Origin of the sequence: Azospirillum sp. CT11-132 (assembly GCF_047302835.1) — a bacterium.
Taxonomy (GTDB): domain Bacteria; phylum Pseudomonadota; class Alphaproteobacteria; order Azospirillales; family Azospirillaceae; genus Azospirillum.
In genome coordinates this window covers 1,057,317-1,070,684 of record NZ_JBGLZA010000003.1, presented here as the reverse complement: position 1 = coordinate 1,070,684, position 13,368 = coordinate 1,057,317, and the positions used below count along the sequence as shown (strand labels likewise).

Genomic DNA, 13,368 nt, shown 5'->3' with positions numbered 1-13,368 from the left:
TCGCAGACCACACGCGCAAAAGCTGTGGTGGTGCTGCCGGGCGCGGCCGTTTATTCCCGGAACCGTGCCGCGCATTGAACCATGTCAATCATGTATCGGACTCTAACCGTTAGAGTGCGAATGCATCACGGGCAACGGGTTGCGCAAATCTTTGGCATTTGCGGGATTGCTTGGCGTTGGAAATCAAGCCGGACGGGGTCATAATACCTCCGTCGGGTGTCCGATTCAGCCGCCGGGCGACCGTCGGTGCATCATCAGGCCGCCCTTTCCGGCGGTATCGAGAAAAGCGGATCGTTTCGTGAACCTACAACCGGCGGATCAGATGAACGGTTCCGAAAGCAGCGGTTCCAGCGGGGCGCAAGCCGCCGCGATGCCGCGTGATCCCGCATTTCTGGCCTCTTTGGCCGCCAGCCTGCTGGACGATGGCGGGATGGCGCTGGTCTATCTGGACCGTGACGGCTTGTGCCGCCATGCCGATCCGCATTTCGCGGCGGTTCTGGACCGCTCGCCGGCGGACCTGATCGGCTGCGCGCTGGTCGGCATCGCCCATCCCGTGACCGCGGCGCTGGCCGCTGCCATTGCGACGCTGGACGGTTCGCCGGTGACGACCTCCGCGCCGGTCGATTGCCCGACGGTCGGTTGCGACGGCCGCCGCTCGATCCTCAGCGGCAGCGTGATCGCCCATCGCGATGCCGCCGGGGCGACCGTCGGCTATCTCGGCACCTTTCACCTGACCGGCGATCCCGACCGCATCGCGGAGTTCGTGACCTGCCGGGATTCCTTCATCGCCACCCTGCTGGACGCGGCGGTGGACGGCATCATCGTCTCGGACCGCAGCGGCATCATCCGCTCCATCAACCGCGCCTGCTGCCGGCTGTTCGGCTATGAGGACGGTGAACTGGTCGGGCGGAACATGTCGATCCTGATGCCGCCACCCTTTTCGCGCGACCATGGCCGCTACGTCGACACCTATATGCGGACCGACCGGCCCAAGATCATCGGCATCGGCCGCGAAACGCTGGGTCAGCGCAAGGACGGCACGGTGTTCCCCATCCATCTCAGCGTCGGTCAGGCGCGGCTGGGCGAGGATGTGACCTTCGTCGGCATCATCCGCGACATCTCCGAACGCCTCGCGGCGGAGCAGCGCGCCTCCTACCTCGCGCGGCACGACCCCCTGACCGGCGTCCTGACCCGCACCGCCTTCCTTGAGGAATGCGAGGCTCTGTTCGCCGGCAGCCGCGCCGAGGGGAAAGACGTGGCTTCGGGCGGGAGCCTGTTCGCGCTGTTCTCGCTCGACGTCGACCAGTTCAGCGACGTGAACGAAGCCTTTGGCTTCCATGTCGGCGACGCCGCGCTGAAGGCGATGGTCAGCCGCGTGACGGAGGTGCTGCCGCCCAACACCATCATCTGCCGCATCGCCGCCGACGAATTCGCAGCGCTGTCACGGGTGACCGACGCCGACCATGCGCGCACGCTGGCCGGCGTGCTGCACGACAGGCTGACCGCGTCGATCTACGCCGACCGGCATTGGGTGCGGCTGCGCCTGTCGGTCGGCGCCGCGGTGCAGGACGACACGGTCAGCACGCTGGAGGACCTGAACGCCAAGGCCAAGCTGGCCCTGCAGGCGGTGCAGCACAATGGCGGCAATGCCGTCTGCTTCTACACGCTGGAGATGGCGGCGGCGGCGACGCGGCGGATGATGCTGACCATGCATCTGACCCACGCCATCGAACGCAACGAGTTGCGCCTCGTCTATCAGCCCATCGTCGACAGGGCCGGCCGGATCCGGTCGGCGGAAGCGTTGCTGCGCTGGGATCATCATGCCTTGGGACCGGTCTCGCCCGGCGAGTTCATCCCGGTCGCGGAGGAAAGCGGCCTGATCGTGCCGATCACCGACTGGGTTCTGTCGACCGCGGTCGCCCAGATGGCGGTCTGGGAGGCCGATGGTGTGCTGCCCGACCGCGTCTTCCTTAACATCTCCGGCCAGCAATTCCTGCGCGGCAACCTGACCCTTCGGCTGGAGGAATTGCTGGGCGAGCATGCAACGCTGAGCAGCCATCTGGGATTGGAGATCACCGAACAGGCGGCGGTGCGCGACTTGAAAGTGGCGGTGCGGACGCTGGGCGAACTGGCCGATCTGGGCATCCAGGCGGCCATCGACGATTTCGGATCCGGCTATTCCTCCCTCAGCTATGTGCAGCAGCTGCCGGTGGCGAAGCTGAAGATCGACCGCGCTTTCGTCATCGACGTGCCGGAGAATCCCAAGAGCAACGCGCTTGTCCGTGCCGCCGTCGGCATGGCGCACGGCCTGGGCCTGACCACGGTGGCGGAAGGGGTGGAGACGGCGGAGCAGCGCGATTTCCTGGTGTCGGTCGGCTGCGATCTGATGCAGGGCTATCTGTTCGGCCGCCCGATGCCGCCCGAGGCGCTGGCCGACATGGTGCGCTCCCAAGCCGCACCTGCGATCGCCTGATCCCTCTCCTTGGGGTGAATCCTGTCTCGACAGCGCCAGCTGCAAATGATATCCATTCTCACGAAATTGAGAGCCATTCGCAGTCCGGGAGTGATGGATGTTCATCGACAAGATCGCTGGTGTCGCGTTTGCCGTCGGCGCCTTGACCGCCTTTTCGGTTCAGGCTCAGGAGGTCAATGTCTACAACTCGCGGCACTACAACACCGACCGCGCGATCTATGAAACCTTCACGAAGTCGACCGGCATCAAGGTCAACATCATCGAAGGCAACCATGATGAACTGATTCAGCGCATGAAGTCGGAAGGGCCCAGCAGCCCGGCCGACCTCTTCATCACTGTCGATGCCGGCCGTCTGGCCGCCGCGGCCAAGGAAGGGCTGCTCGCCCCGGTGACGTCGCCGGCGCTGGAAGCGGTCAAGGTTCCGGCCAACCTGCGCGACCCGGCAGGGGCCTGGTGGGGCCTGTCCAGCCGCGCCCGCATCATCGTCTACGCCCGCGACCGGGTGAAGCCGGAGCAGATCAAGGATTACGAGGATCTCGCCAAGCCGGAGTGGAAGCACCGCGTTCTGACCCGCAGCGGCACCCATCCCTACAGCCTGGCCCTGACCGCCTCGATGATCGAAGCGCTGGGCGAGGAAAAGACGGAGGAGTGGGTGAAGGGCCTCGTCGCCAACCTCGCGCGTCCGCCGCAGGGTGGCGACACCGATCAAATCCGGGCGGTCGCGGTGGGCGAGGGCGACGTCGCCATCGCCAACACCTATTACGTCGGCAAGATGATCACTTCGGCCAAGCAGGAGGACCGCGAGGTCGCGTCAAAGGTCGGGGTCATCTTCCCCAACCAAGGCAACCGCGGCACCCATGTGAACCTCAGCGGCGCTGGCGTGGTGAAGACCTCCAAGAACCAGGAGAATGCCCGCAAGCTGCTGGAATATCTGCTGAGCCCGGAGGCACAGCGCCAGTTCGCCGACGGCAATATGGAATATCCGGTCAACCCGGCGGTCCAGCCGCATCCGGAACTGGTGAAGCTCGGCAGCTTCAAGGCGGCCGAGGTGAATGCCGCCTCCTTCGCCGCCCACACGCCGCAGGCGCTGCGCATCATGGACCGTGCCGGCTGGAAGTAAGATGACCGACACCCTCGCCCCTTCCGTTATCCTCTCCGGCATCACCCACCGCTACGGCCAATTGATCGCGGTCGACGGCGTCTCGCTGTCGGTCGCCCCGCGTGAGGTGGTGTGCATCGTCGGCCCGTCAGGCTGCGGCAAGTCGACCCTGCTGCGCCTGATCAGCGGACTGGAGTCGGTTCAGAAGGGCGAGATCGCGGTGGAGGGGCAGCAGCTCGCCACCGCGGGCCGGTCGCTGCCGCCGGAAAAGCGGCCGGTCGGCATGATGTTCCAGGACTTCGCGCTGTTCCCGCACCTGACGGTGGCGGGCAACATCGCCTTCGGCCAGACCGACCGTCCGCGCGCCGAACGCAAGCGCCGGGTGGCGGAGCTGCTGGAGACCATGGCGCTGACCCGCTATGCCGACGCCTACCCGCACACTCTGTCGGGCGGCCAGCAGCAGCGGGTGGCTCTGGCCCGCGCCATGGCGCGCGATCCCAAGGTCCTTCTGCTAGACGAGCCCTTCTCGGCGCTGGACGAGCAACTCCGCCGGTCGGTGCGGGAGGAGGTGGTGCGGATCATCCGCGCCAGCGGCATCGCCACCATCGTCGTCACCCACGACCCGGAAGAGGCGATGGAGATGGGCAACCGCGTGGTGGTGATGGAGGCAGGACGCGTCGTCCAGGCCGACACGCCGGTCAACCTCTACCAGCGCCCGGCCAACAGCTTCGTCGCCCGCCTGTTCGGCGAGGTGAACCGCTTCGAGGCGACGGTGCGCGACGGGCAGATCGTTACCCCGCTCGGCCGGGTCATGGCGCCCGGCCTGCCCGGCGGGATGAAGGTCGAGGTCGCCTGCCGGGTGGAGGATCTGGAACTGGTTCCGCTCGGCGCCCGGCCCGACGCCGTTCCGGTGCGGGTCCGCCATTCCAGCTTCCTGGGACCGGCGACGCGGGTTTGCCTGGACCTGGGTGGGTCGGAGATCCATGCGCGGCTGCCGGGGCATGTGGACGTCCGCGCCGGTGAAGAACTGTCCGCCGCAATGGCGGCCGAGCGGGTGATGGTGTTTCCGGCGGGGTGAGTGGTAAGTTATTTTGGAGCCATTTTATTCTTTGGGTAATTCAAAAATATCGCATACAGACTCGCATCCGGGCATCGGTATTGAATATAATTATCTATGTCATTGTCCTGGTACATTTCTGGATTTCGCTCTCTTAGTGTCCAATAGTTAAGGTATATAGATTTTCTGATGTTTGCTCTGTCGTCGTCAGAAAAAATACGTCTCTTCATGGTTGCGGCTTCAAGTAAGTAAAACGTTAAAATTTTAATTGAATCTAAATATACCTCGTCCTGTAATTCCCTGATGGATTCTTTTTGATCATATGTTTCCCGCGGTGATAAGCTCAAATCTATTTCTTTGAATAGATCCACCTTGTCGTTCAGTCTGATAAATATGTGATTTTTCGCTATATTGGTTTTTGGTTCTAAGAAGATGCGATACTCAGACTGCTTTTGGTAGCTAGGAAGCTTTTTGAAGGGGGATGGGAAAGTTCCATATGGGATGTAGCTTGCAATATCCCAGTCGTATGCTACTCGATCGTGTGATATTGAAAAAAATAGGTCAGGAATCGGCGTCCCATCAACTGTTCCATGACTCCATATTTTTGCACACAGTAATTCTACATTTTTTATTTCAATGCATGCGTCATATGCTGAATCGTCCTTTGGATTGCACATAGATTCTTTTAGTTCTTCTATTTCTCCCGCGCACATAGAAAAAACAAATCCATTTCCATTTTTTATTATTTTGACGTTCTGTATAACCACCTCACATGAACCATTAACTGATATTGCTCCATCATTTTTCAACGATTTAAATAAATCGCGATCGGCTGGTGAATTTGACGATGCCTTTTCAATCAAGGACTCTGAGACGTACTCTCTCCGATCTCCAATCCATTTATCACCTTTTATCTCTTCTAAAAGACGATACCTCTGTAAGCTGCCAAATCGTAAACAGCCGTTCAGTAGACTTCCAACGTGTTCTTTGTTCAGAAAACGGTATATTCCCATAGGTACCTCCCTGCCGAAGAGCTTTCCACTTCAAGCTATGCCAAAAATGGAAAGACTATCGAGTGAGCGCAAGGATTTTGTCTATGGTTCGATTCAATATATCAGATCTAGCTAAAAACTCCACTCACGCCCCCGCCCGCACCTCATCCTCGCCGAACTGCAACCGGCACAGCCGCGCATAGGCGCCGTCGGCCGCCAGCAGCGCGTCGTGCGTGCCCTGCTCGATGATGCGGCCGCCTTCCATCACCACGATGCGATCGGCATTGCGGACGGTCGCCAGACGATGGGCGATCACCAGCGTGGTGCGACCCGCCGTCAGCCGTTCCAGCGCCGCCTGCACCAGACGCTCCGATTCACTGTCCAATGCACTCGTCGCCTCATCCAGCAGCAGGATCGGCGCATCCTTCAGGAAGGCGCGGGCCAGCGCGAGACGCTGGCGTTCGCCGCCCGACAGCTTGACGCCGCGGTCGCCGATCACCGTGTCATAGCCTTCCGGCAGCTTCGATATGAAGTCGTGCGCGGCGGCGGCCTTGGCGGCGGCGATCACGTCATCCATCCCGGCGTCGAGGCGGCCGAAGCAGATGTTCGCCCGCACCGTGTCGTTGAACAGAACCGTGTCCTGGCTGACGATGGAGACTGCGCCGCGCAGGCTGCGCAGGGTGGCGCCGCGCACGTCCTGGCCGTCGATCAGCACCTCGCCGCCCGTCACGTCGTAGAGGCGCGGGATCAGGTTGAACACCGTCGATTTGCCGGCGCCGCTGCGCCCGACCAGCGCCACCGTGCTGCCGGCCGGCACGTCGAGGTCGATGCCCTTCAGCGTCTCGGCACCGGCTTCGTAGAAGAAACGGACGCCACGAAGTGCGACCGCACCCTTGGAAACCGACAGCGGCTTGGCGCCCGGCTGCTCCAGGATCGTCGGCTGCTGGTCCAGCAGTTCGAAGATGCGCTGGGCGGCGGCCATGCCCTCCTGCAGGGCAGCGTTCAGCGTGCCGATGGCACGCACCGGCTGGGCCGCCATCAGCAGCGCGCCGACGAAGCCGGAGAAGGCGCCGACCGAGCCCTCGCCCAGCGTCATGCGGTATCCGGCGAAGGCGATCACCCCCGCCACCGCGACGCCGCCCAGCACCTCCATCATCGGATCGATGCGCGAACGGGCGCGCACCGCCTTCATGGTCAGCTGGTAATTCTCCTGAAAGGCGCGGCCGGCGCGGGCGCGCTCATAGTCTTCCAGATTGTAGGTCTTGACCATCCGCGCGCCCGACAGGCTTTCGGTCAGCAGCGAGGTCATGTCGCCCATCTGCGCCTGGGTATCGCGGGAGACGCGGCGCAGTCGCTTGCCGATGCGCACGATGGGAACGGCGGCGATGGGATAGATGATGAAGACGATCAGCGACAGCAGCCAGTCCAGATAGAACATCGACCCGACCAGCGCGATCACCGTCAGGATGTCGCGCACCAGGCCGGTCAGCGTGCGGGTCAGCGCATTGCGGATCAGGTCGACGTCGTTGATGAAGCGGGAGGTCAGCGCACCGGTCGGGGTGGCGTGCAATTGCGCCATGTCGGCGGTCTGCAGATGCGTGAACATCGCCAGCCGGACGTCGGCGATGACGCGCTGGACGATGTCGCTGGTCACCACGGTCTGGGAATAGAGCGACACGCCCTTGATGATGGTCACCGCGATGATCGCCAGCGGGATCGCCAGCAGCATGCCGCGGTCCTGGGCGGAGAACATGGCATAGGAGCGGTCGATCAGCAGCGGATAGGCGCCGGTGGTCGCCGCCACGATCGCCATCAGCAGGAAGGACAGCAACAGCTTGCCGCGATAGGGGCGCACCCACTCTCGCCACATCCGGGCTGCCAGCCGTTCGGTCGCCGCATCCAGGCGCAGGGGCTTGCCGCTCTTGTTCGTCACGGTCGCATCCGATCTCATGTCCGTTGGGGATGGCTTAGCCCATGGGCTTCGGCTTTGTCCACCGGTCGACGCGGTGCCGCCGGTGCTGGTTACAGGCTTCCTTTACCGGTTTCATGCGAAGCTGCGGATGATCGGAGCGGCGAACATCGTGCCGCCGGGTGAGAGGGGGAGTGCCCATGCCGAACGGAATTGGCCTCAATGGCGGACTTAATGGCGGCGGTGCGCGGCGTCCGCGCATCGGTCTCGCGCTGGGCGGTGGGGTGGCGCGCGGCTGGGCGCATATCGGCGTGCTGCGGGCGCTGAAGCGTTATGGGATCGAGACCGACATCGTCTGCGGCTCGTCGGTCGGGGCGCTGGTCGGTGGCGTCCATCTGGCGGGAAAGCTCGACACGCTGGAAGAGTGGGTGCGCACGCTGACCCGGATGAAGATCGTCGGCTATCTGGATTTGCGGCTGCGCCAGGGCGGTGGGCTGATCGGTGGCGACCGGCTGCTGGCGGAGTTGCGCCTGCACCTCGGCGACGTGCGGATCGAGGAACTGCCATGCCCCTATGCCGCCGTCACCACCGATCTGGTGACCGGCCACGAGGTGTGGCTGCAGCGCGGCGAACTGGTCGACGCCATGCGGGCATCCTTCTCGCTGCCGGGCGTGTTTCCGCCGGTGTCGATCGACGGGCGCTGGATGATCGACGGCGCCCTGGTCAACCCGGTGCCGGTGTCGGCCTGCCGGGCGCTGGGCGCGCAGATGGTGATCGCCGTCAATCTGTCCGGCGACATCCTGGGCAAGGCACGCAAGCCGGGCGCCAGCGTGCCGACCGCCGCCGGATTCGACCTGCTGCGGCTGGTGGAGGACGAGGTGCCGGGCCAGCGCCCGCCGAGCGGGATCGGCGCCCTGGCGCGCCGCATCTTCCGCCGCGACTATGAGGGGCCGAGCCTGTTCGGCGTGATGGTCTCGTCGCTGGGCATCGTCACCGACCGCATCACCCGGTCGCGGCTGGCCGGCGACCCGCCGGACGTCCACATCGTGCCGCGGCTGGGACACATCGGCCTGACCGAATTCGACCGTGCCGACGATTGCATCCGCGAGGGGGAGGCGGCGGTGGAGCGCGTCCTGCCGGATCTGCACGACGCGCTCGCCGTCTTCGCCACCGGCCCGCGTGAATCGACGCGCGGGCCGGTGCGGGATTGAGCGCCTTTTTAGTGATCGATCGCCGTGCCCAGCGCCGCGCCACCCAGGCCGCCGATCACGGCGCCGCGGGTGCCGTCCACCGCGTAACCGCCGGCCGCACCGGCCGCACCGCCGACCACGCCGCCAGTCGAGCAGGCGGTGACGGAAAGAAGCGCGAACACCGCACCGATCAGACGCAAACGGGACATCATGCTACCCTCCACATGTTGACTGTTCGGTGTCTAAACACGCGGGATCGCATTTTGCTTCCATCCTCCGCTGATCTTTCGGTCCTGATACTTTTGGGCGGAACCTCTTCCCCCTTCAAGCGTTGACCTGACTTTAACCATGCAACGTTCAATCGGGGGAATGACCATGCGGACGATCATCAATCATTTGCGCACCACCGCCATAGCCGCCACCGCGGCCCTATCGCTGGCCGCCTGCCAGAACCCCAATGGCGGCATCGGCGGGATGAACACATCGGAGACCGTCGGCACGCTGGGCGGCGCCGTGGCCGGCGGCCTGCTCGGTTCCCGCTTTGGTGGCGGGTCGGGCAAGCTGGCGACCACCGCCATCGGGACGCTGCTCGGCGCCTATGCCGGCCAGCAACTCGCCCGGCATTTCAGCCCGGCCGACCAGAACCGGGCGTCGGATGCGGAGGAGCGTGCGGTCGCCAACAACCAGACCATCACCTGGAACAATCCGGAGTCCGGCAACCGCGGTACCATCCAGCCGGTGAAGACCTATCAGGACAACAGCGGCCAGACCTGTCGCGACTACAACCATACGGTCGTGATCGACGGCAAAACGGAGGTCGCGCGCGGGACCGCCTGCCGCCAGCCTGACGGCAGCTGGAAGCTGATGTCGTAAGCGTACAGCCTGTCCGAATGACCGCCTCCGGGTCCTACGCCTTGCGGATGTGGAAGGTTGCCGTCAAAATCAACGAGTTCCGCCGGATGGCGGCCTGATGCGAACGGCGTGCGGGGCTTATGGAGGCGGTCAGCTACATCATCCTCATCGGATCCACCCTGCTGATCGTCAGCGTGCTGACCAGCTACCTCGCCTTGCGGGTCGGTGCGCCGTTGCTGCTGATCTTCCTCGGCATCGGCCTGCTGGCCGGCGAGGATGGGATCGGTCAGATCTCCTTCAACGATGCCGGCTCCGCCTTTCTGATCGGGTCGATGGCGCTGGCGGTGATCCTGTTCGAGAGCGGGTTCGACACCAAGCTCGCCAGCTACAAGGCGGCGGCCTGGCCGGCGATGACTCTGGCGACGGTGGGCGTTGCCGTCACCACCGGCGTGGTGGGCGTCGCCGCCCATTATCTGATGGGGCTCGGCTGGGGTGAGGCGCTGCTGGTGGGGGCGGCCTGCAGTTCCACCGACGCGGCGGCGGTGTTCTTCCTGCTGCGGGTCGGCGGCATCACCCTGCGCGACCGTGTCCGCTCCACGCTGGAGATCGAATCGGGCAGCAACGATCCGGTCGCCATCATGCTGACCATCCTGCTGGTGGAGGCGGCGACCCACGGCCTTGCCTCGCCCATCGCCATCGTCGGCGAGCTGGTGCTTGCTTTCACCCTGGGCGGGGTGATGGGGCTGGCCGGCGGCTGGCTGCTGGTGGCCTTCATCAACAAGGCGAATTTCGAATCCGGGCTGAACCCGGTGGTGACGCTGACCTTCGCCCTGTTCATCTTCGCCGTCACCAACGTGCTGGGCGGCAGCGGCTATCTGGCCGTCTATGCCGCCGGGCTCTATGCCGGGAATGTCAGGCTGCGCGGGGCGCTGGACCTGCGGCGTTTCCATTCCGGGCTGACCTGGCTCAGCCAGATCGTCATGTTCGTGATGCTGGGGCTGCTCGCCACGCCGCGGGAGTTCGCCGGCATGATCCTGCCGGCGCTGGGCGTGGCTTTCGTCCTGATCGCGGTCGCCCGCCCGGCCGCGGTGTGGATGTGCCTGCTGCCCTTCCGCTTTTCGGTGCGGGAAACCAGCTTCATCGCCTGGGTCGGCCTGCGCGGGGCGGTGTCGCTTCTGCTGGCGCTGGTGCCGGTGCTGGGTGGGCTTGAGAACGGCCAGCTGATCTTCAACACCGCCTTCGTCGTCGTGGTCGTCTCGCTGCTGGTGCAGGGCTGGACCATCGGCAGCATGGCGCGGGCGCTGGAACTGATCGTTCCGCCGCGCCGCGGTCCGGTGGAGCGCGTGGAGCTTGAGCTTCCCGGCAATGCCGACCAGGAACTGGTGGCCTACACCGTCCATGGCAAGAGCCCGGCCGCGCGCGGCCAGCGCATGCCGCGCTGGGCCAAGCCGTCGCTGGTGATCCGGTCGGGCGCGGTGGTGCCGCTGCACAAGGCGAAGCCCCTCCAGCCCGGCGACCATGTCTATCTGTTCACGCCGCAGCACCGGTTGCCGCTGATCGACAAGCTCTATGGCGGCAGCCGGGCGCTCGACCAGAACGACCGGGAATTCTACGGCGATCTTGTGCTGAGCCCCGACGCCACGGTGGAGCAGATCGCCGAGATGTACGGTCTGCCGCTGTCGCTGCCCAACGCCCGCCTGACCTTGAGGGATCTGCTGCGCAACGAGTTCGGCGGTTCCTGTGAACTGGGCGACCGGGTGCGCATGGGCGGGGTCGAGCTGATCGTGCGCGACATGGAGGACGACACCATCACCTCCGTCGGCATGGCGCTGGAGCCTGCCCGCGTGACCAGCCGGCGCCGGCCGCTCTACCAGCGGATCGCCGATGTCGGCGGACGGCTGCGCGGCTGGTGGATCAAGCACTCCTTCCGGCGCTGGAAGGAGCGCGAGAAGCTTCGGGCACGCCGGCAGGAGGCACTGCCACCGCCTGAGCCGAACCATGAGGAACGGGTGGAAAGCCGGAACGACGCCGCCTGAGCTTGCCCCCCGGAGCTTACCCCTGGTGGCCCGGACGCGACGCGGCGATGGTGCGGCTCAGGTAGATGACCGGCGCCAGCCCGACCAGAACGATCACCAGGGCGGGAAGGGCGGCGTCGTCCAGCCTTTCGGTGGAGGCCATGCGGAAGGCCTCGATCGCCAGCGTGTCGAAGTTGAAGGGCCGCAGGATCATCGTCGCCGGCAACTCCTTGGTGATGTCGACGAAGACCAGCATGGCGGCGCTGAGCAGGCTGGGGCGCAGCAGCGGCAGATGTACCCGGCGCAGAACCTGCAGCGGCGTATGGCCGAGCGAGCGGGCGGCGCCCTCCAGATTAGGGCCGATCTTGGCGAATCCGGACTCCAGCGGCCCATAGGCGACGACGAAGAAGCGGATCAGATAGCCATAGAGGATGCCGGCGATGGTGGTGCCGAGGATGGCGCCCATTGGCCAGCCGGTCCAATCGCGCGTCAGCCCGACGGTGATGAGGATGCCGACCGCGATCACCGTACCCGGGGTGGCGTAGCCGAGCGAGGCGAGGCGGGCCGCGCCGGTGGCGAAGCCGCTGCGGTCGTGGCGCACGCCATGGATCACCATCAGCGCCACCGTGACGACCAGCAGCGCCCCGCTGGCGCCGAGGATGAAGGTGTTCACGGTCAGGTCGGTGAAGCGGGCGAGCGTCAGCTCCGTACCGCCGCGCAGGATCATGCGGATCAGCACCGCCCCCGGCAGCAGGAAGCCGAACAGCACCGGCGTCAGGCAGACGATCCAGGCCAGCACCGTGCCGCGGGCCGACAGGCGCGGGGCGGGCAGGGCGCGGTAGCGGCCGGTGGTCTGGTGGAAACGCATCTTGCCGCGCGACAGCCGCTCCAGCCCGACCAGCGCCAGCACCACCAGCAGCAGGACGGCGGCCAACTGCGCCGCCGCGGCCGGGTCGCCCAGTGCGAACCAGGTGCGGTAGATGCCGACTGTGAAGGTGTCGATGCCGAAATAGCGCACGGCGCCGAAGTCGGCCAGCGTCTCCATCAGCGCATAGCCGACGCCTGCCACCAGTGCCGGCCGGGCCAGCGGCAGGGCCACGCGGCGGAAGGCGCCGAAGGCGGTGCAGCCGAGCGTGCGGCTGGCCTCCAGCACGCAGACGGATTGTTCCAGGAAGGCGGCGCGGGTCAACACATAGACGTAAGGATAGAGCACCGACGACAGCACCAGCCCGGCGCCCCAGGCGGTGTGGATCTCCGGAAACCAGTAGTCGCCGCGCCGCCAGCCGAAGGTGGCGCGCAGGAAGGACTGCAGCGGTCCGGCATATTGCAGGAAATCGGTGTAGGTGTAGGCCAGCACATAGGCCGGCATGGCCAGCGGCAACAGCAGCAGCCATTGCAGGACCCCGCGTCCGCGGAAGTCGTGCATGGTGACGGTCCAGGCGCAGGCGACGCCGGTCACCAACGTGACGACGCCGACGATGCCCAGCAGGATCAGCGTGTTGAGGATGTAGCCGGGAAGCACCGTCCGCGCCATATGCCCCCACAGATCGGTGGAGACGCCGGCCGACTGGATGAAGACGGCGAGGATCGGCAGGGCGATCAGCAGCGCGAGGATCAGGGCGAACAGGCCGGTGAGGCCGATGCGCGACCACAGCTGGCGGAGAGAGAAGGACGGGGAGCCGGGAGACTTCGCGTCGGTCGCCATCGCCATGCGGGGGGTGTCCTCGCTGTCGGGGGAATGTTGGCGTTTTGAGGCATTGCCCCCACCCCGACCCTCCCCG

At 65.2% G+C, this 13,368-nt stretch carries 10 protein-coding genes; 6 read left to right on the top strand and 4 right to left on the bottom strand.

Annotated features, from left to right (window positions below; genetic code table 11):
• Positions 1-322 precede the first annotated feature (322 nt).
• The 3 genes from ACCD06_RS10835 to ACCD06_RS10825 all read left to right on the top strand — a co-directional run bounded on the left by ACCD06_RS10835 (position 323) and on the right by ACCD06_RS10825 (position 4,650).
• Positions 323-2,473 carry a putative bifunctional diguanylate cyclase/phosphodiesterase gene (locus ACCD06_RS10835; protein WP_109076399.1) on the top strand — a complete coding sequence of 717 codons (2,151 nt, stop codon included), beginning with the start codon at positions 323-325 and terminating at the stop codon, positions 2,471-2,473.
• 97 nt (positions 2,474-2,570) lie between these two features.
• Positions 2,571-3,593 (top strand): Fe(3+) ABC transporter substrate-binding protein, encoded by a 1,023-nt coding sequence (locus ACCD06_RS10830; RefSeq protein WP_109076398.1) that lies wholly within the window; start codon positions 2,571-2,573, stop codon positions 3,591-3,593.
• 1 nt (position 3,594) lies between these two features.
• Positions 3,595-4,650, top strand: coding sequence for an ABC transporter ATP-binding protein (locus ACCD06_RS10825; protein ID WP_413340599.1), 1,056 nt, complete (start codon positions 3,595-3,597; stop codon positions 4,648-4,650).
• Between the two features lie 8 nt (positions 4,651-4,658).
• Here ACCD06_RS10825 and ACCD06_RS10820 read toward each other — a convergent pair whose 3' ends face one another.
• Both ACCD06_RS10820 and ACCD06_RS10815 read right to left on the bottom strand, forming a co-directional pair.
• A complete protein-coding gene (locus ACCD06_RS10820) occupies positions 4,659-5,642 on the bottom strand; it encodes a hypothetical protein (protein ID WP_413340597.1) in 984 nt (327 codons plus the stop codon).
• A 124-nt stretch (positions 5,643-5,766) separates the two neighbouring features.
• A complete protein-coding gene (locus ACCD06_RS10815) occupies positions 5,767-7,554 on the bottom strand; it encodes an ABC transporter ATP-binding protein (protein WP_413340595.1) in 1,788 nt (595 codons plus the stop codon).
• 176 nt (positions 7,555-7,730) lie between these two features.
• Between ACCD06_RS10815 and ACCD06_RS10810 the strand changes: the two genes are divergently transcribed.
• Positions 7,731-8,741, top strand: coding sequence for a patatin-like phospholipase family protein (locus tag ACCD06_RS10810; RefSeq protein ID WP_109076395.1), 1,011 nt, complete (start codon positions 7,731-7,733; stop codon positions 8,739-8,741).
• A gap of 8 nt (positions 8,742-8,749) precedes the next feature.
• Here ACCD06_RS10810 and ACCD06_RS10805 read toward each other — a convergent pair whose 3' ends face one another.
• Complete coding sequence (locus ACCD06_RS10805) at positions 8,750-8,932, bottom strand: hypothetical protein (RefSeq protein WP_085089555.1); 183 nt, start codon at positions 8,930-8,932, stop codon at positions 8,750-8,752.
• A 163-nt stretch (positions 8,933-9,095) separates the two neighbouring features.
• On the opposite strand from ACCD06_RS10805, the gene ACCD06_RS10800 reads away from it, so the two are divergent.
• Together ACCD06_RS10800 and ACCD06_RS10795 are read left to right on the top strand one after the other, a co-directional pair.
• Complete coding sequence (locus ACCD06_RS10800; RefSeq protein ID WP_413340592.1) at positions 9,096-9,593, top strand: RT0821/Lpp0805 family surface protein; 498 nt, start codon at positions 9,096-9,098, stop codon at positions 9,591-9,593.
• Positions 9,594-9,712: 119 nt separating this feature from the next.
• Complete coding sequence (locus ACCD06_RS10795) at positions 9,713-11,608, top strand: potassium/proton antiporter (RefSeq protein ID WP_413340590.1); 1,896 nt, start codon at positions 9,713-9,715, stop codon at positions 11,606-11,608.
• Between the two features lie 16 nt (positions 11,609-11,624).
• On the opposite strand, the gene ACCD06_RS10790 is transcribed toward ACCD06_RS10795, so the two are convergent.
• Positions 11,625-13,298, bottom strand: a complete 1,674-nt coding sequence (locus tag ACCD06_RS10790) for an ABC transporter permease (protein WP_413340588.1) — start codon at positions 13,296-13,298, stop codon at positions 11,625-11,627.
• Positions 13,299-13,368 lie beyond the last annotated feature (70 nt).